This is a genomic window from Paenibacillus sp. V4I5 (assembly GCF_030817255.1).
Classification (GTDB): domain Bacteria; phylum Bacillota; class Bacilli; order Paenibacillales; family NBRC-103111; genus Paenibacillus_E.
Genome location: NZ_JAUSZB010000002.1, coordinates 7,268,352 through 7,288,671, shown reverse-complemented (window position 1 = coordinate 7,288,671; position 20,320 = coordinate 7,268,352). Strand labels below are relative to the sequence as shown.

Genomic DNA, 20,320 nt, shown 5'->3' with positions numbered 1-20,320 from the left:
CGTTTATCCTTTACTCCCGTTAGCGAGTGATTTCTAATACATAGACGGATGACGCCTTCAGCTGACAGGTCACTTGAGATTTCATTACTGATAATTCATGAGCTTCGCAGACCACCGCATCCGGATTTTGCACACTATTTATTGATTCATAATCGTCCGCTGTTACTTCCAACAGACGAGCTGTGCCCGACTCTGCAAATCCGTCCAACTGCACGTCGGTTAGCGTATCTTCGAGACTTCGATTCACCATAAAGATTGTCAGTTTATCGCCACGATCATTCGTACAAGCCACGACGTCCAAATTCGGCAGGTTATCAAGCTGTGGTGCAGCAGGCGCAAGGCTACCCACTTGAAAGCTGCCGCAATCGGTATGGCTCTCCACCACATAGCCCAAGTCTCGGTTCGCATACATTTTCATGACATAATAGCTTGGAGTGCCGTACACGGTCAAGGAATTCTCGCTTCTGCCAGCGGACTTACCCCGAAACTGATCCGCATAGAAATCCCCTACTCGGATACATCCGCCAAGCCAGCCGTTGACGAGGTCGGAGAAGCTGCCTATTTCAATCAAATCGCTATTTCGAATGTATTCATTCAAATTCGCTGCATTTGCAGCCGCTGCTTCTAAGGTGTGTTCATTCGGAAGACCCTTGCGGATGGTATTCGGATAATACATCATATTGTACTCGGTGATCGCCAATTTCAGGTGAGCATAACGGGCGGATGTTCCGAACATCTCCCTTAATTGCCTTACGGTCTCCCTCGTCCATTCCGGATAAGAGAGGATGGCCTTATAGCGCTCTTCTTTCGGCGTATGAGCATTCATCCCAAAACGGTTATATCCGTGATACAAATGCAAGGTTAAGTAATCGATCTGCTCAGCAGCTCGTTCCAGCAAGGTTATGTTCCAATCCATTTTCTCATTACCGCAAGCGAGCAGCCTAATCCCTGGATCGATTGCTTTCATAGATTGGGCAAATCGCATGTAGCGTTCTGTGAATTGCTCGGCGCTGCAATGCCCGACCTGCCATGCTCCCCAAACTTCGTTGCCGATCTCCCAGTACTTCACACCATACGGCTCGGCGTGCCCATTAGCAGCCCGCAGTTTTCCCATAGGGGAATTCGTATCGCCATTGCAATACTCAACCCACTCGGCAGCTTCCTCCGGAGTACCTGACCCGTCGTTTACACAAATCAGAGGCTCCACATTCAGTTCACGGCAAAACCCAATAAACTCATCCGTACCAAAATACTTATTGGTCCATCCTCCCCATGCTTCATTGACTACACAGGGCCGCTCATATACAGGGCCAATCGCCTGCTGCCAATGATAGGCACTAATATAATTCCCTGCAAGCCGCATCATGCCGGCGTTTAAGTCCCTAGTCATATCCATGACTTCTTTACGAACATTGCCTACGCTGTCAGAAGGCAAGAGTGAAATATGATCAAGCCAAAGCATCCCCGTGGATACATGATCCAGCCAGCGCTCATGATCCGAAGGTACATATAATCTGAACTCCGCTTGCTCACAAGACCGACTGACCGTCAGTCGCGATTCATAATGCTTCCAGTTATGGCTAACCAGATCTATTCGCGTCCGCCCAAGCACTTCTCCACTCGTCGTATCTACAATCTCTGCTACAACATACTTGATTTCGATAGAAGCTCGTGCATACAGAGCCAAATAATAGCCATCCCGATCTTGTTTCACAGCAATCGCTTGACTTATACCTGCGTATTCCTCGTCGTCACTATAGATACGTACCAACTGACTATGTCCGGAATGATGCGCAGCAGCAGACTCAAGGCCATACATGGTGCTTTTCCCATTCGTATAAGGACGCCAGCGTCCGGAGAGCCCCCTACATGTCACGTCTGCACTTTCAAAATCCATATCCGCAAGTGGATAGGCCAACATCGCATTCATATGATCACGGATATCTTCCACAAAATGTCCGAATATGTAAGGATTAATTCTGTCTTTACGGACTTGATTCGTCTTCACCTGGATCTTAGCTCTTGCTTGCATAAACACAACGCTTCCTTCCATCCATTATCCTTTTAATGAACCAATCATAACGCCCTTCACAAAATGCTTCTGTACAAAAGGATACATTAGCAGTACCGGTAAGCTAGAAATAATAATAACCACATATTTGATACTCTCAGCCAGCAGTACTTTGGATTCCAGTCCCACATTGCTGTCAACCGCATCCGCCTGACTGACCATCAGCACTTCACGCAGCACAAGTTGTAACGGGTACATATCTTTGCTCCGAATATAGATCAAGGCATTGAAGAATGAATTCCAGTGACCGACAGCGTAAAACAGGATCATGACTGCCAAGATCGGCTTGGAAAGCGGCAATATCACGTGTGTCAAAAGCTTCCAGTTCGAACATCCGTCGATGTGTGCCGCTTCTTGGATCTCCCAAGGGATATTGGATTGAAAATAAGTTCTCATGACAATCAGATTATAGGTGGCAATTGCGCCAGGTATCACTAGCGCCCACATCGTATCCACCATACCTAAGTTTTTAACGAGGAGATAAGATGGAATGAGCCCCCCGCTGAAAAACATCGTAAGCGTTACGAAAAACATGATAACACCCCGCCCAGGCAGGTCTGGTCTTGAAAGCGGATAGGCCGCTAATGTTGTCATGATTAGATTGATCGCCGTACCAACAATCGTATACACAATGGTATTTCCATATCCGTTCCATATTTGAGCGTTTTGAAATACATTCTTGTATGCCTCTAAAGTAATCTGTTTAGGAAGTAAAAGCACTTCGCCATTCAGCACCAAAGCTGGGTCACTGAAGGATGCACTAACGATAAATAGTAACGGGTAGAGCACCACTACCAATATAATGACAGCCAATGAGTTAACGACAGCATCGAATATTTTCTCATCCGAATTTCTTTTCTTGGGCGTTTGTTCCCTCATCACATAGCCCCTCCTTACCATAAGCTTGTCTCTGCCTTTTTACGGGCAAAGCGATTTACGAGTATCAGCAGCATTAAGTTAACAATAGAGTTAAACAGGCCAATTGCTGCTGTATAGCTGTATTCTCCTTTAAGAATACCTGCTGAATAGACGAAGGTAGATATGACATCACTAGATTCCAAGTTCAAATTATTTTGCATTAACAAAATTTTCTCGAAACCGACATTCATGAAATGTCCAACATCAAGAATGAGCAGGATGACGATGACAGGGAGAATGCCTGGAATGGAGACATGCCAAATGCGCCGCAATCGACTTGCACCATCCATTTTGGCCGCCTCGTACAGCTGCGGGTTGACTCCGCTAAGAGCCGCAATATAAATAATCGATTGCCACCCCATATTTTGCCATATGTTAGATCCAATAAAGATGGACTTAAACAAGCCAGCTGAATCCAGAAATCGAACCGGTGCCCCGCCAAATGCTTCAATGATCGTATTCACAGGACCCCCTTGCGGAGATAAAAACACCATCAGCATGCCTACCATGACGACGACAGATATAAAATGAGGGATGTAAGTAATGTTTTGCACAATTTTGCTGAATGCTTTGTTACGGATTTCAGTAATAAGTAAAGCCAGCAGTATTGGAATAGGAAAAGCAAACAATAGGGAGAACAAGTTTATCGAAATGGTGTTCCACAGGAGCCTCCAGAAATAATAAGATTCTACAAAGCGTTTGAAATGATCCAAACCCACCCATGCACTGCCACTGATCCCCTTGGCCGGGCTGAAGTTTTTAAATGCAATCTGCAAACCATACAAAGGTCCATAATGGAACACAAGGTACCAGGCGATAGGTATCAGCAGCATCAGGTAGAGATCGTATCGACTACCCATCGATTTTAAGAGGCTGGAGCGCCTCGTTTTGGATCGAGACGCAACGCCCACAGTATTTGCCGTACTCTTCATCTGTAGTCCTCCAGCCTTTATGAGGCGCTTATTTTTACTTTTTGAGGTTATCGTAAGCGGCCTGATACAGCTTTTGCAGCTCGTCTATTTTCATTTTCTTCAAAGTGGCCTGGAACTCTCCCCACTTATCGAAGCTAAGGGCGCCTGCAATAAACTTGGTGCTCTGCTCATCGTAATATTTATCAATATCGTTCCGCAGCATATTGATTTGTTGGGCTGTTTGCTCGTCAAACATAGGCGCTGCATAGCGAATCTTCGGCATGAAAGGATCGAGTTTCTTTTGAGCTTCCTGGACCTGTGGCGGATTGATGTAAGAAGCAACCTTCTCGCTGATCAGATGCGGTGCCCCGCCTCCAGCGTAAGGGGTGATTTTGGATTGATTGCCTGTCGCCAAAAAGGCATCTGTATAAAAGGGAATCCCATTGCGCATTTCATAATTCTCATTCAGACGACCGAATCGCAGCAAAGTGGAACCTTCGTCGCCGTAGAAATAATCTACCCATCGCATTGTTGCTTCCGGATTCTTGTTAACCGAGGTGATGGCAAAAGCTCCAAAATCCCTTGGTACCGGAGCGGCTAACTGCAGTCTGTCACCATGCGGTCCCTTAACCGGGGCTATGCCAATATATTGATCTGCAACTTTCGTGTCCAGCATGGGATTGTTCGTCTGATCAAAGAAGAAGCCGGTATTTCCTGACCCTTGCTTGGCCAGATATTGAGCTTCTTTCGCAGTAAATAGTTCCTGATCCAGCAGTTTTTCCGAGTACAGCTTGTTTAAATACATCAATAATTCTTTATTCCGATCACTGCCCATCCAAATATTAACCTTGTTATTCTCCAAGTTAATGTTATAACCTAACTGAAAATCCAGACCAAAAGATCCGGCCATGATAGGTACGATACTTAAGGCGTTGCGTGCTGTCATCGGAAGCTCGTCTTGCTTACCGTTGCCATTAGGATCTTTATCCCGGAAAGCTTTTAGCACCTCGTACAGATCGTCCGTAGTCTCAGGTTCCTTCAGGTTCAGCTTCTTCAGCCATGCTTGATTCATCCATCTTTTGTCAGTTCTGGCAGCGTTGACGCTTACAATACCCGGGATGGCATAAATATGGCCTTCGGGTGTTGTAATGGCTGAACGAATCTCAGGATAGGTATCCATTAATTTTTTCAGGTTTGGAGCGTACGAATCAATCAGCTTCTCGAGCGGAATTAATTGGCCGCCTGAACCGTAGCGGATTGCTTCTAAAGGTGTAAGGCCTGAGCGGTACATCGCATCAGGGAGCTCATTAGATGCAAACAAAAGGTTCTTTTTCTCAGGAAAACCATCGGTTGGCGCCTCGATAAATTCAACCTGAATATTGCTCAATTTTTCATAGTCCTGGAACACCGGCATATCCTTAAAGGGTCCGTTGGATGGCGCAATTCTTGTGAACATCTTCAGCTTAAGCGGTTCATTGACAATGGGAAATCCGGCTGTAGACACACTTTTCTCTGCATCTGTATTGGATTTGTTCTCATTCTCCTTGCTCGTCGTATCCGAGCTGCATGCGGTAAGTGTCATACCTGAAACTACTAATGTGGAAAGCAGTAAAGTCCCCCAATTTCTTTTCATGCTTACGTTCCTCCGTTCGAGATGTTTTCTTCCCCCTAAAGAAAGCGTTTTCTTAGGGTTGATCTAATTATAGTCAATGTTTTTCTCTTTATGGTTCAACATATATGACTTTCCATTCTACTTTTTTGACTGTTTGAGGTTATCCATGTACACCTGAGGTGTCATTCTGTTTATGATTTTAAAAACTTTAAAATAGTAAGTATAACTCAAAAAACCGACTTGACTGCTAATCTCTTTCAAAGAATAAGAGCCGGATTCCATGAGCATGCAGCTTGTTTTAATACGAACTCGGTTCAAATATTCCGTGAACGTCAAATGCGTTTCCTCTTTGAACAATCTGCTTAAGTAGGAAGGATTCAAATTAAGGGCACTCGCCGTGATGTCCAAAGAAATGTTGGAAGCATAGTTGTCCGTAATAAATTGTATGGCTTTCGAAATATGACGCGAATAGGGTCCTCCTGCATGCTGTTGCTTGATGACTTCAACCATACGTGCATAGTAATTTAACAACCATTGCTCAAGCTCGGCAATGCTTCCTATTCGCCCAAGTTCACTCCGTGAAGGGATGAGTTCGTTTTTTTCTATGGGTGTATGAGGAAAATGCCGCTTCAACGATATTTCAACAATATGCAGCATTTCGCTTACAATGATTTGCACCGTCATGGCGTAGACAGGCAGACTCCGTACTCCAGCAAAAATGGTTGAAATGATATGGTTAATCCTTTCCCCATCCAACTGTTCCAGAAAAAGCAGTAATTGCTTCTGCTCTTCAATAAACAGTGAATCCTTCAGGATGGATGTATGCGAGGTTTGATAGAACATGTCGTTCATATCCTGGTTAGCTTTGCTATAACTGACACCAAGCTGTCTTAAACTTCCGCATAGCTGCCCTATCGCATAGACACATTTTAAGTTAAGGAATTTCTCGAGAGAATGGGAAAGGCTGCTCATAGCTTGATTGATTTGGGTTGTAATCGTGTGCTCGCTTCGATCCGCAGAAGAAAATAGGACAATAAAGCGTCCCTCCCCCACATAGCCAACCGTCCGCTTCTGAATGTCACCAATTGCCATCTGCATGACATCCGTAGCCTGCTGTACAAAGCGATTCTTCTGTACATCGGTCAAGGACTCCGTCAACAACAGAAAAGGAACGATTTGTACGGCAGCGGTTCCATAATTTATGGAATGGGTATAGAGCTCATTGTCCCGTGCATAAGACTGCAGCTCTTCACCGGCTTCTTGGACATCTCTAGCCAAATTAGCTACGTGCTCGCGAAGTATAACCGGACTTAGACGTTCAATCATTTTGGTTTGAGCACTGCGAGCTTCATGCTCCCGTTCTTCACTCTTCAATTCCTGAACCGCTTTATTCAGAAGCGACAAAAGCGCAGCCGGGTTCAAGCGATGTTTGAGCAAATAATCCATAGCACCGTTCATTAAGCAAGTCCGAACATAATCGTAATCGTCAAAGCTGCTCAGCATGATCATTTTAACCTTGGGAAATCTGTCTTTGATCATACGGCTCAATTCCACCCCATTCATTAAGGGCATACTTACGTCCAAAATGGCGATATGCGGAGCATTTTGCTCCATCATGGAAAGTGCCATAGATCCGTTATGTGCTTCACCACATATGGTGAACCCATGCTTTTCCCAGTCCAATATGCTCTTTATATCGTTGCGTGCCAAGGCCTCGTCATCCACCAATAATACTTGAAACATCTATCATTCCCCCTTTTGCATACGATCCGCACTCGGCAGCAATGGGAATCTGATCTGCACGTTGGTATACGAATCAGGCTCACTATAGAGGAACACGCCGTAAGGCTCCCCGAACAGTCGAACGATGCGTTCGTGCACATTACGAACTCCCATGCCGCTGAAGCGTGTGCTGGTCTGGTCTTTATTTACTTCTAAAAGAGCATCGATCTGTTCCTTCGACATTCCTTTTCCATTATCTCTGACTTCGATTCTCAGTTCTTTGTTTTCCTCATAAATGCGAATTAACACCAGACCTTCATGCTCCGAAGATGATATGCCATGAATGATGGCGTTTTCCACAAGAGGCTGCAGCATTAACTTTAAAACGCTGTATTGTAAAAGCTCTTCATTTTCGACTTCTATGTTCACATGTAAGGGTTCCACATATTTATATTTTTCAATATTTACGTAGCTGCGGACATACTGCAGTTCTTCTTGCAGGGAGAGAAATTCATTCGTATTCCCCAATACACCGCGCATGAGTTCAATCAAAGATTCCGATACCTCAACAATATTCGGCACCCCGTTAAGCTTAGCCAAATACTTTACCGTATTCAGCGTGTTATAAAGAAAATGGGGACGGATTTGAGCCTGCAAAACAGCCAACTCCGCTTCACGCTTCTCCTTCTCGGTGGTCACGATTCCCTCAAGTAAACGCTTTAATTCTTCCACCATACTTTTGAATACCTGATAGAGCTGACCTATTTCATCCTTAGAATGAATTTCTATGGACGGGAGCGTCATGTTGCCTTCCATGACATGCATCATCATGGATCTCAGCCTTCGAATATTTCTTGTAATTCTTGATGAAACTTGTAAAGTGGCGATTACGATAATCATAAACACTATAATGGCTACTGTGGCTAATACATTACGGATCCGCGTTGTTTCCGTTAAAAGCGACTTCATCGGAACGAGTGCTACCGTGGACCATCCTGTATAATCCGATTTTCGCGTGACGACCAGATAAGATTTCTGGTCGATGACCCTTTCAACCGAACCGTCTGTACCGGCCAGCTCCTGTTTTAGCCCCATGATCGTTTCCTTGTCAAGGGCGCTTGTTTGGGGTTGATAAATGAATTCGTTGTTCCTGTCAACCACAAACAACATACTATCCGACGTAGGTTTGACATCATATATTTTCTTAATGAACTCGTCATTCAGATCGAACATCACCATACCGATTAAATTACGGTTATATCGGAGCTCGCGCCCGGTCACAATGGAGTCACTGACGCCGGTTTGATGAAAATAAGCATGACCTGAGCCATTTTGAAGTAGATAATCCATCATTGGTGTGTATAAAACGTTTTTGTCGAGCCAAGGGGAGCCGACGAAAAACACCTTTTCGTTCAACCCGATGACGGCAACGCGTGAAATATATGGCTTATAGGCAATCAAAGCGGATAAAAACTCCTCGATACGCTTTTGCTCCTGGAACCACTCGTAGCTTGGTTCCTCCGTCTTGCTAAGCAGCGTATCCAGCACTGTTTTATTGGTAGCGACCACCGTATTTAAGCGACTAACTTCCTCCAGCCGAAGATTTAATGATTCGTCCGCTTGTCGTATGCTTTCCATGACGGAAGTAATCGCATTATTCTTGACCGTTTCTCTCATATACAAATAAACAATACTCGTCACAGCAACGATTCCAAACAGAGTAACCAGACTGAATGCGACAAAGATTTTCCCCTGAATGCTTACAGTAGGTGAAATCAGCTTTTTTATGGAGAATAACTTCATTAACCGGCACCTCCTTTTCATATGATCAATTAGTAGAAAAAACATGAATCCAGCCCGAACAGGAGCTTGATTCATGTTTTTATATTACTCATAACAAGGTGCAATGCATAGCCCCTGTCCATCCTCTTCAGCAATATCCTCACTCTGCCAAGGAATTGCTTGTTCTCTTTTTCCGGTATTCCCCCGGAGTAATCCCCTCTATCTTTTTGAAAAAACGGATATAGCTGTTTACATTGTTGTAGCCAACCGCCATGGAGATATCATTCAAGTTCATATTTGTATCCATTAACAGCTTTTTGCTTTCTTCCATTCTTTTCAGCGTTAGATACTCAAGGATGGTTTGGCCCCTATGCTGCTTGAATATACGGCTCAAATAAGAAGAGTTAAAGCCTACACCTATGGCAATCATTTCGATGGACAAGTCTGTTTGATAGTGTGCATGAATGTATGCAACGACTTTTTCTACGGTTTTATTGTTTTTATTGTCCTGCTCTTGAATGAATGTTGTGATTTGGGCAACAATACCCGAGATCCACTGGTGGATATGATCAATGGTTTCCCGTTTGGCCAGCTCCCGGTAAAGTATGATATCTGGACCGAATAATTGACGCGGGTGGCCATTATGTTCGAGTAACGCTTCAATACTGGCTTCAAGTACACGATTATAAGCCATATAAACCGATTCTGATTGAAGCTGCTTTTGTGTAATTTCCGTTTTCAGCTTTTCTAGAATCGACAAAACCTCTTCCGTGTTTCCCACCTTTAGGTTATTCGTGATCTGCTTCTCGGTCTGCAACAATGGATAATAGTCTCTATCCTGCTCTTGAATGTGTATTTCGTTTAATTCGTACAAAAGTACAGATTTAGCACCATGGAGAAGCTTGCTTTTAAGTACCTGGAGTGCCTCTTGATAAGATTTATGCGTTTGGGTGATATCCAGATAGACACTGCCTATGCCGATCGAAATCGATAATTTTAATAGTTCACCAATGACAGACTGCACATGCCCGGCGAGCTCCCGAAGCTCTTCCGCCTCCATTATATCGAAAACATTGATAATAACGGCCTGCTGGTGCTCCGATACATCCGTGATGACAAATCGATAATGGGTTTGCGTCTGAATCAACTCTGAAATGATATTCGAGATCGCATATTGATACAAATTCAATTCTTTACTTGAAAAACGCTGCGTTAATTCGGCGGCATAGTCCATTTCGATGAGCATAACGACATACCCTCGCATCGACAGCTCCAAACGATAAAGTTCAATTTGCTCTTGAATGTCCGAATGATCTGTTAATCGTTGATGCAGCAGCGCCATCGCAAAGCGATCGAGCATTGCCGGTGTCTGCTTGAGAAAAAGCTGGTCCAGCAGTTTCTTTTCCCCTATGGCTGTCTTCAGTACATCGGATACCAAACTCAGTTCGTTTGTATGAAGTAACGGATTTTCTAAAGAGAGCTCCTCCATGTATGTTCTTGTTCGCTCCATCAATTGTTTGATCGGATCGTACATTTTACGTGAAAGCCAATATGAGATCACAATGCCAATTATACTTAACATCACGCAGAATCCTAATGTGAGCCACCCAATATAGGAAAGTCTTTCGTAAATATTGGTTAGAGGCGTTTGGGACACAAGCCTCCATCCATTCCATAGTTGGGTCGAATAAGCGACCAGCAAATGCGGCTGATGGGCTTTATCTGTAAAAAAGCCCTCACCTGCAGTCGAAGCAACTTGCTTCATATTTGCTTGAGTCACGTCATTGCCTATATTCGCCTGCTTGTATGACGTAATAAATTGACCGTCCGATGCGACGATATACGTGTTAATGTGCGCAATATTTTGCATTTGCGTAAGCAGTTCCTGCAGTTGATCCTCATAAAGATGTATCGCCAGATATCCGATTTTTTCATGGTAGCTGATAGGTACCTTGCTAATAAATGTGATAATACTTTTTTCCTGTTCGTCATTATTGCTTATTAGCCTGGGGGGAAGCCAAAGATGATCATGATCCGTTCTCCGAATCGCCTCCACCCAACGGTCAGCCATGCTGCCTTGGTAAGGATGAATGAACACATCGGAAGAAATCATTACCTGACCGGATTCGAAAAAAAGCTGGATGGATTGAATCTTCTGATCCTGTGCGACGGCTTGCTTGAGCATATCTTGAAACTCATTAAGCAAGTAACGATTTTCATGATCGGCGGAATAACTGTTCAATCTCCCATCCAAGCCAATAGCCACTGTCAGCGAGTTGATTCTTCTTAGTGTATCGTCAAATGTTGCCACCGTGTGCCGCAATGAATTAGTATGAGAACGGCTGATTTCATCTACAGCCGTGTACAAAGCAAGACGATATGAAAAGAAACCGATTCCAACAACAGGCATGAGAATAACAATTATATAGGAGATGAAATATAACAACAGCAACCGATTCGTTTTTTTCCATTGTGTCCATTGCCGAGTAAATGTTCTCATGATAGTTACCTTTCTTTTTATGCAATATGCCTTAATTATGCCATAACTCATCCCGTTTATGATATAAAGTGTCAGAAAATCATGACGCACGTCAGTAATGTATGATGCTGAGATATGACTTTTCGAGATGAACATACGAATACTTCCCATATACAGCTAAGAATCAAGAACGATATGATAAATGTGCAAGTCAATTACTTGTCAGGGGGATTGAAAATGAGAAAATATGTAAGCATTGTATTAACGGGCTGCTTAACAGTTTCATTATTAGCTGCTTGCTCGTCACAGGGAAATAAACCGAGTGAATTGCCAAAAGGGAATGATCAAGCATCTGCACCCAGCACTTCCAGTTCACCCGTTACATTAAAGTTCGCAAGCTGGAGTATTAATGAAGCAGCAACCAAGGATGCGCTGCAGCAAATGGCTGACACTTACATGAGTTTGCATAAGAATGTCAAAATCGAATTTATTGGTATTCCGTTCGGAAACATTAAAGATCAAACCTTTGTGATGGCATCAAGCGGCGATGCTCCTGATATCATCCAAACATTCACCGCTTCATTCCCAACCTATGCCGCCTCCGACATCGTGGAACCGCTTGACGATTTGCTTGGAAAAGATTACGTAAATGATCTACTTCCTTCCTATAAAGATGATTATACTTATAATGGCAAGCTGATGGGGATTCCGTGGGCAGCTTCGCCTTACGTTCTGTATTGGAATAAGGAACTGTTTAAAAAGGCGGGATTGGAGCAAAAACCGCCGAAAACCATGGATGAAATGCTGGATATCGCCCGTAAAATTTCCAAGCTAAAAACCGACAGCGGAGAAAATATATATGGGCTGGGCGAACCGACGGATAAGCTGCCCATCAACGGTATGATCTTCTTAAAGACGCTTTACAGCTTTGGCGGCTCTATCTTAGATACGAACGGTAAGGTAAACGTAAATACACCGGAAACAATCTCTGCCTTTAAGTACTATCAGACATTGATAAGCGAGAACTTGTCGCCACAAGCGGCGAAACTGAAAGACCTGCGCAATCTGTTCGCGATCGGACGTCTCGGCATGTATGCGGACGGATATTACGGTAAAGCCGTGTTCCGTTCGTTAAGCGGTAAAGGAGAAGCGTTCGATAGCACTTGGGAAGCAGCTCTGATGCCTGCTGGCAAATCGGGCAAAAGCGTCTCCATAGGCGAAGCCCATGGACTCGTCATCACCAAAGATTCCAAAAATAAGCAAGAAGCAGCCAATTTCATCAAGTTCTTAACCGACAAAGACATGATGCTGCTTTATCATCAAAAGAGTGATGTCGTTTCCGCCAGAAAATCGGTAAGTTCACTGCCCGAATTCAACAGTAGTCCTTTCGATAAAGCGTTAAACCAACAAATGGGTGCTATTAACGCATTGCCCAAAAATAATCAGGGCCTAGAGCAATCGTATCTGGATATGGCGGATTCCATTCTAAAAGTTACTATTGCTAAAGAATCGCCGGAAAAAATAGCGTCTGATTTGGATGCCAAGCTTAAACAAGCGCTGAAATGACCCCTTATAGAAAGAAGTGAACAACTTTGAAAAGCATAGCAGATACAAGTGTGAAACTCGAGAAACCTTTCAGAAATGCGTGGTTATCGAGTCGCGCCAAAGACAGATGGTTTCTTTTCTTTTTGTTAGCGCCACCTATGGTGCTGCTACTGCTGACCCTCGGCATTCCCATCGTCAAATCGATTTATATGAGTTTCTTTGATGTCACACTGGTGCGAATGAATGACTACAGGTGGAATAACTTCGCCAACTACTTACATTTGTGGACCGAAAATGACTTTATTCAAGCACTGCGAACAACTCTGATATATGTCGTAGGTATCGTGATTCTTCAATTTGTACTAGGTATCCTTCTAGCGTCGATGCTCAATCATGTGGTTCGAATGCGTAAATTGCTGCGTACTGCCATCCTGATTCCATGGACGATTCCGACAATTGTAGTCGCATTATTATGGATGTGGCTGTTTCAGCCTCAATACGGTGTTTTGAACTATATCCTTGTAAATTGGGGGATTATCGATAAACCTTACGAATGGCTGAGCAGTCTCCATCTTGCATTGCCGGCTGTTATGGTGGCTGCCCTTTGGCGGCAGCTGCCCTTCATGAGTACCATGCTGCTTGCCGGTATGCAGGGAATCTCCGCGGAAATTTATGAAGCATCCAAAATTGATGGAGCGGGCAGCCGACAAACGTTCTGGTACATTACGCTTCCGCAGTTGAAGAATACGATCAAAACGGTCACTTTGATCTCCATGATCGAGAATTTCAAAATGTTTCCGTTATTCTGGATTATGACTGGCGGAGGACCGCTGAACGCAACCACAACGTTAGCGATTCTAAGCTACAAAACTGCGTTTATCAAATTAAACTTGGGCGAAGGCGCAGCTATTGGCGTATTATGGCTTCTATTGTTACTTTTCATATCGTGGGGCTATAATAAGCTATTTTCGATTGGTGAAGACAATCAGGCAAGGGGGCACTAACATGAATAACACCTGGAAAGAACGATTGCTGCGCTTAGTCGCGACCCCTGCTCTGCTGACCGTTTATCTCGCATTTTTTCTATTCCCCCTTTATTGGATGGCAATCACGTCAATAAAACGCAATTCCGAGCTTTTCGTGCTGCCACCCAAATGGATCGTCATTCAACCTGTCTTTGAACATTACGTCAAACTGTTAAGTGAATCGGCATTTCTCATCTATTACAAAAATAGTCTGATCGTCAGCCTGTCGACAACGTTATTAACGCTGCTTCTTGCCATCATGGCAGGGTATGCCTTCTCTCGGTTCCGGTTTCCTTTCAAAGGCTTCGCCATGCTAACGATCATGTCGACGCAAATGCTGCCCGTCGTTTCCTTGCTCATCGCGCTGTATGCGATGTACAAATCATATGGGCTCCTTAACACCCATTTAGGGCTTGTTATTGCCCTAACGACGTCTGCGCTGCCATTCTCCATCATGATGTTGAAAGTATTTTTCGATCATATTCCCATCTCTTTGGAGGAAGCTGCTAAAATGGACGGCGTAAGCCGTACGGGGATCTTGTTTCGAATCGTGATACCTTTATCCAAACCCGGTATCTTTGCAGTGGGCATCTATTCGTTCATCATGTCTTGGGACGATTTGCTGTATTCTCTCACGCTCATCACCAAGGATGCTCTGCGAACACTAAATCCTGGTATTTCCATTCGCTATATGGGCGAAGTCGCCTACGATTGGGCCAACATTATGACGGTTTGCGTCGCTTCCACCATTCCCATTATGCTGCTATTCTTATTTTTCCAAAAATATATGGTCTCCGGCATGACCGCAGGTGCGGTTAAGGAATAAAGAACTTCACCGTATCGACCCGAACAGTCGATACGGTGCTTTTTTTTGCGGTACCGCTTCATAGACATGAGGGTAATATTCATTCACATGTCCCTAATACTCACCTTGGCATCGTTATTCCACATTCACTTGCACATGGTGAACCTGATACAATCTGGATTGATTGCGTTTACAAATGATGAAAGGGTGATCCGTTTGAACAAAAGTTGTAGGAGAAGACTTTGGGTTGCATTCATGTCAATTGGAGTCGCTTTGACTTCCACATTAGTCCCTAGCGGGGTACAGGTGCAAGCTTCAGGCACCGTTCCTTTGCAAAATTATTTTACTGTCGATTCGGGAGGCGATCAGGGAAAAAAAATGCCTTTGTATGACGGGACCATTGAGAAATATAATGGTTTCTATTATGTGGCGGGAACGGGAACAACCGGCAACCTGTACAAATCAAAAGATATGGTTCATTGGGAAGGCCACACTCGCTTTATATCAACCGACCCGGCTACTTTGCCTCCCTTTGCTCCGAACGATCTCACATTCCCGAGATACGGCGCATCGGATTTCCTCTTTCATAACGGCGTTATGTTTTACGGTTTCAACAGCTCTAATCTGATTCATGGAAACCCTGCGACGATGTCCACAGACCATCCTGATTTCAGGCACAGCTTCTGGGATAAGCAGTATGACCGAGGGATTGATCTCCAATTTTTTATCGCCCCCAACGGAGATCAGCTTTATTTGCGCAAATTGAATCCAGGGGAGTCTGATCCTAATGTAGGCGGAGCCGCCTTAGGCCGTCCGGGCGTTTGGCTGTGGAACGTCAAATCATTTTTCAATGAGCTTGGTAATCCGGACCGAGGACTTGGGAAAGAGTTGCTCTTCACTTCGCCCGGATATTGGAGCAATCTGAACCATTTTAACTTTGAAGGGCCTGAGCTTTACTATCGGAACGGCCAATATTACTTGTTATATGCTTCCAACCAAATGGATCCCCGGTCGGGACTGTATGATACAGGCATTGCTCAATCCGATGATTACAACACCTTCAACAACAGCAAAAATCTACCTAATAAGCTTCTAGGTCGTAATATAGAGAGACTGCTGCTGAAGTATACTCCGATCTTGCCAACTGCGGAATTCGGCAGTCAGACGTACACCTTTACCTACGATAAGCCAGGTGACGGCTGGCAAAACATCGATTTTGATACTGCAAGCTGGAAAACCGGTAACGGCGGATTCGGTTATCCGATCTATACAGTAGCACCGGCCAGAGTACCGAGTATTTATACAACATGGGGTTCTTCAGATACACCTGAAAATCTGTGGACTCGAAGAACATTTACATTAACCTCTGTCCCGGATACCGTGGTGCTCCGTCATCGATTGGAGGGTTATGGCAAGCTGTATATTAATGGTCAAGAGGTGGTTAGCCAACAAGGAATCCAGCCCGGTTATGCCATGGTCGAAGTGCCTAAGGGCATTCTCAAAACCGGAACGAATGTCATTGCCGCCACGATGAGCCGAACCGGTCCTCAGGTTTTAGCTGACTATCACCTCGATTTCGGTCTTTATGATACAAAAGGCGAGCCGGTAGAAGCGGATATTGTCGGACCTTCGCAGCCTAACATCATTGAAGGACCTAACGGCTTTGAGACATGGATCACTTACAAAGCATTTTGGGATGGTGTGAACGGCCAAGGCAAAGACCGGGTCTACTTCTGGGGTGACGAAATGGTCGTTGACGGGCCGACATCATCCACCTCATCAGGCGTACACTTTGATGCCTCCGCCCCGTCCTTTGAAGATCGGTTCAACAATGAATCCAGCTTGAAAAACTATATGCATGTACCTGCTGATACTCGCATCCATGAAGGCGTTCTATCGATAAACAGCCGGCAAGGTCAGAAGCAAATGCTCCTGAAAGAGGGGGCGTTATCCAATTATTATTTGGAATCCAATATTCGATTTGATGACTCTAAAGGGCTTGCAGGAGTAACGGTATGGTACCGGAACGATGCTAACCAAATCCAATTGCAAATTGATCGTGAGAGAAGAAAATATGTAATAACTACGATTCTAAACGGTCAAGCCTCGACTCAGGAAGCGGAACTCCCTTATACGTACCAATTCCTTCATGAAGACCCGCGCGCAGCCGATTTCGGCGAGCAATTTCATACGCTTAAGGTATATAAGAATGGCTCCAAGCTGTTCGCGGAACTGGATCATTATAAACTGAATAACGATCTGCCTGTCATGGAAAATGCTTTGTTGAACAAACCCGGCAAGGTGGGGCTTGTGTGCCAAAACTCCGTGTGCAGCATAGATAACGTCTCCTTGACATCCGGCTGGAGCGAGTCAGGAAACCAGATCAACAATTGGAGCAGCCCATGGACTTTGACCGGACAAGGCCTAACCTCATCTGCTGCCGGTCCGTCTCTGAATGTAAAAGGTGATGCTTTAAGCGAGTATGAGTTTTCAGCTAACGTTAGCACGGATACACTCCCTGCAACAGGCAAAGCCGGCATTATCGTTGAATATATAGATGAAAATAATTACGTAGCAGCATTCACTAATTTTGAAACCCGGCAATTCGAGTTATACAAAGTCGTGAATGGTCAAAGCGAGCTTATTCAAAGCGCTTCAACCGCTCGCGATACGATTTATGGACATAACAATTACGATCCGGCTAATTACAATCTAAACTGCGGTGGAACCGCTACGCCGGCATGCGATATTGGGCAGCGGGAATATATGTATAAGCTGCGGGCGCCAGCTGAAGTGTCCCGCGCGAACATTCTTTGGACCGCTGGAGAGTTCAAATATTTAAAAACCACGTTCTTACTGCCGAATGTGACTTCATCTAATTTTGGATTCGATTCATGGAATAAAGACACGGGGCCTGGTCTCCTGCTGGATTTACATACGATGGCAACGGTAAGAAGGGCATCTACCAGACCGCCACATTCAATTCGAACCTGACGACAGATCAAATCCGCCTCAAGGTTCCGGCAAAAATCAATCGCCCGTTTGCGTTCTCCGTTCATGAGGAAATAAGCGCCCAAAACTTTTACCGCACGGTTCGCAAAGATGGGCAGCTTTACGTATGGGTTAACAATCAACTCATCTTTAAGCAAGCCGATCCGTTTGCCGGCTCACCGGCAAAGGCAGGGTTGTATTCGAACGATTTGGCCGCCAGATTCAATTCTATCACTACATTCGAAATGAACCCCCCCGGTTGGAAGTCTTCGCCCCCAAAGCGGATCTAGCCAACGGAGAGCTCGTTTCAGGTACGAGCGTAACCTTGTCCACCTACACGGAGGGAGCCCGTATTTATTATTCTATGGATGGAAGCGCGCCAAGCCCAAGCAGTCAGAAATATAAAGGACCAATATCCATTACAAAGCCTGTAACGCTGAGAGCCATCGCTGTGAAGGGCGGAATGAATGAGAGTGAAGAATTAGTTCAGAATTATTCGGTACTTGTACCATCCGCTCCCTAACTACACCCTGTGATTCTTGGATTTAGCAGCGAAAGACGCCTCCATCCCCACTCAGATCGTGGTAATGGAGGCGTCTTTCATGGATTACGGACATGAAGGAGCTAGCCCTTCGACTGATTTCTAAATTTCACAACAAGGCTCTATGCACAACCCCTGTCCATCCTCTTCGGCTTGAAGGAGGACAATTCCCACACGGGTCCGAAATGGAGCCGTTCGATCATTACCGAAAAATGTAGACAGGAGTCTGCCGTCATGATCGATAAACATCGTTCCGTGGCCACCGTGAGGTACCGCCAACTGTCTCGGGGTATAAGGGCCGTACAAATCATCAGCAACGGCATACATCAAATCGTAAGTGCCGTCCACTCGTTTATCGCCATTCCATTCCGCCGCACCAAGAATATACTTACCTTTATACTTCACGATAAATGCACCCTCATATCCAACGCGCTGTCCATCTGAGCTTAACAGCTTACGGGGGTCTTCTGCAAAGCCCGTCATATTCTTCTTCATCCTGGCAATTTTACCGTCCTGCCATACAAAATACACTTGACCATCATCATCCTGGAACAGACTGGAGTCGATATCCGTATTCGTCATTCGTCCCATATCGATATACGGTCCCTCTGCATGTCCGGATACACTTTTAATCAACCCGGTGCCTCCGCCTTGAAGAGAATAAGTGATCCAGAAGGTTCCGTACAAATAGATCATCTCCGGAGCCCAGAGACAAGGATTCTCATAGATGTTGTTCTCCCATGTACCATTTTCGGCTAAATCCCATACTTTCGCCACACGATTCCATTCCTTCAGATCTTTAGAACTCCACAAGTGAAGCTGGTTATTCCGGTCCCAGAAATTTCGATGCGGCATGTCTGAAGTCCCCGTCAAATAATATGTTCCATCCGGTCCTTTGCTAATATGAGGATCCCGAATCAGAAAGTCCGCGACAGGTTTAAGACTTCCCACAAGTCCCTTCTCCAGCACCGCTTCCTCAATCGGCCTTATGAATTCCGGGCTTACAAAGGACATGGGTACAACGGAAGGAAAATGCTCAACCGGTGAATAGCTGCCGCAGCCCGTGAAGGAAGCGTATAATTGATTGTCCGGTCCTATAAATAAGGAGACTTGTCCGCCATGAGGAAGCGCCAGATACCGCCTGCTGTATGGACCATAGATCGATTGGCTCACTGCCACAAAGGTATCAACAGCATCGCTGCCCATCCTCTCAAGCGCATCTGCACAAAACATAAAGTAGTACCCATCCCGCTTGTATAAAAAAGCCCCGTACGTTCCTACCTGTAAATTCCGGGTGTACGATGGATGATCCTCTCGCCCCGCGACCTTCCAAGGCTGCACTTCTACCATCCGGGGAATTTCCGCAAGTCCTGTCATGTCCTCATTCATTCGGGCAATCCTGCCATTGCTGTAAACCCAATACACAACCCCGTCTTCATCCTCAAATAAAGAGGCATCCTTCCCGTCAGAAGTTATCTTCCCCATATCCTGGTAAGGGCCATTGACGGAGGCAGACAAGCTTTTGAGCAGGCCGGTGCCGCCTTGATTCAATCCATAGGTGATCCAGAACGTTCCATTCACATAGTGGATTTCAGGAGCACAAATACGAGAGAGGTCCTTGCTCTCCTTTTGCCACGTTCCCTCTTGCTCCAAATTCCATACTACGGCAGGTCCCGTCCATGACTTTAAGTCCGTAGATATCCATACCTGCAAGCATGTGCCATCTGTCGTTCCGGTCATATAGTACGTCTGATCCGGGCCTGTGCAAATACTGGCATCTTTGAATGACACATCCAAAATTCGTTCTATCATTACTGCAGAGTCAGAATAGCCTGTACAGGCGGACCATTCCGTTTCAGGATGAGGCGGCTGGATGATAAAATCGCTGTTCATTGTTTTCTTCCCTTCCTATCGTTTT

The 20,320-nt window shown here is 45.0% G+C and carries 13 protein-coding genes; 5 read left to right on the top strand and 8 right to left on the bottom strand.

Features of this window, described 5'->3' with window-relative positions:
* Nucleotides 1–19: 19 nt before the first annotated feature.
* The 7 genes from QFZ78_RS34875 to QFZ78_RS34845 form a co-directional block, all read right to left on the bottom strand.
* On the bottom strand, nucleotides 20–2,032 hold the full coding sequence (locus tag QFZ78_RS34875) for an alpha-L-arabinofuranosidase C-terminal domain-containing protein (protein WP_307554200.1): 2,013 nt from the start codon (nucleotides 2,030–2,032) through the stop codon (nucleotides 20–22).
* 24 nt (nucleotides 2,033–2,056) lie between these two features.
* Nucleotides 2,057–2,950: a carbohydrate ABC transporter permease gene (locus QFZ78_RS34870; protein ID WP_307554198.1), complete on the bottom strand. Its 894-nt coding sequence runs from the start codon at nucleotides 2,948–2,950 to the stop codon at nucleotides 2,057–2,059.
* Between the two features lie 14 nt (nucleotides 2,951–2,964).
* A complete protein-coding gene (locus tag QFZ78_RS34865) occupies nucleotides 2,965–3,921 on the bottom strand; it encodes an ABC transporter permease (protein WP_307554196.1) in 957 nt (318 codons plus the stop codon).
* Nucleotides 3,922–3,955: 34 nt separating this feature from the next.
* Nucleotides 3,956–5,533, bottom strand: a complete 1,578-nt coding sequence (locus tag QFZ78_RS34860; protein WP_307554193.1) for an extracellular solute-binding protein — start codon at nucleotides 5,531–5,533, stop codon at nucleotides 3,956–3,958.
* 117 nt (nucleotides 5,534–5,650) lie between these two features.
* Complete coding sequence (locus QFZ78_RS34855; RefSeq protein WP_307554191.1) at nucleotides 5,651–7,255, bottom strand: response regulator transcription factor; 1,605 nt, start codon at nucleotides 7,253–7,255, stop codon at nucleotides 5,651–5,653.
* A 3-nt stretch (nucleotides 7,256–7,258) separates the two neighbouring features.
* The gene (locus QFZ78_RS34850; RefSeq protein ID WP_307554188.1) at nucleotides 7,259–9,037 is read right to left on the bottom strand and encodes a cache domain-containing sensor histidine kinase; all 1,779 of its coding nucleotides are present in this window, start codon (nucleotides 9,035–9,037) and stop codon (nucleotides 7,259–7,261) included.
* A 139-nt stretch (nucleotides 9,038–9,176) separates the two neighbouring features.
* A complete protein-coding gene (locus tag QFZ78_RS34845) occupies nucleotides 9,177–11,516 on the bottom strand; it encodes a helix-turn-helix domain-containing protein (RefSeq protein ID WP_307554186.1) in 2,340 nt (779 codons plus the stop codon).
* A 216-nt stretch (nucleotides 11,517–11,732) separates the two neighbouring features.
* Between QFZ78_RS34845 and QFZ78_RS34840 the strand changes: the two genes are divergently transcribed.
* The 5 genes from QFZ78_RS34840 (at nucleotide 11,733) to QFZ78_RS34820 (ending at nucleotide 18,384) form a co-directional block, all read left to right on the top strand.
* On the top strand, nucleotides 11,733–13,061 hold the full coding sequence (locus QFZ78_RS34840) for an ABC transporter substrate-binding protein (protein ID WP_307554184.1): 1,329 nt from the start codon (nucleotides 11,733–11,735) through the stop codon (nucleotides 13,059–13,061).
* 26 nt (nucleotides 13,062–13,087) lie between these two features.
* Nucleotides 13,088–14,044, top strand: coding sequence for a carbohydrate ABC transporter permease (locus tag QFZ78_RS34835; RefSeq protein ID WP_307554182.1), 957 nt, complete (start codon nucleotides 13,088–13,090; stop codon nucleotides 14,042–14,044).
* A 1-nt stretch (nucleotide 14,045) separates the two neighbouring features.
* Entirely contained in the window at nucleotides 14,046–14,891 is an 846-nt protein-coding gene (locus QFZ78_RS34830) for a carbohydrate ABC transporter permease (protein ID WP_307554180.1), read from the top strand.
* A gap of 234 nt (nucleotides 14,892–15,125) precedes the next feature.
* Nucleotides 15,126–17,864 carry a glycoside hydrolase family protein gene (locus tag QFZ78_RS34825; protein ID WP_307554178.1) on the top strand — a complete coding sequence of 913 codons (2,739 nt, stop codon included), beginning with the start codon at nucleotides 15,126–15,128 and terminating at the stop codon, nucleotides 17,862–17,864.
* Between the two features lie 256 nt (nucleotides 17,865–18,120).
* Complete coding sequence (locus QFZ78_RS34820) at nucleotides 18,121–18,384, top strand: chitobiase/beta-hexosaminidase C-terminal domain-containing protein (protein WP_307554176.1); 264 nt, start codon at nucleotides 18,121–18,123, stop codon at nucleotides 18,382–18,384.
* Nucleotides 18,385–18,504: 120 nt separating this feature from the next.
* Here QFZ78_RS34820 and QFZ78_RS34815 read toward each other — a convergent pair whose 3' ends face one another.
* The gene (locus QFZ78_RS34815) at nucleotides 18,505–20,295 is read right to left on the bottom strand and encodes a family 43 glycosylhydrolase (RefSeq protein WP_307554173.1); all 1,791 of its coding nucleotides are present in this window, start codon (nucleotides 20,293–20,295) and stop codon (nucleotides 18,505–18,507) included.
* Nucleotides 20,296–20,320: the final 25 nt, after the last annotated feature.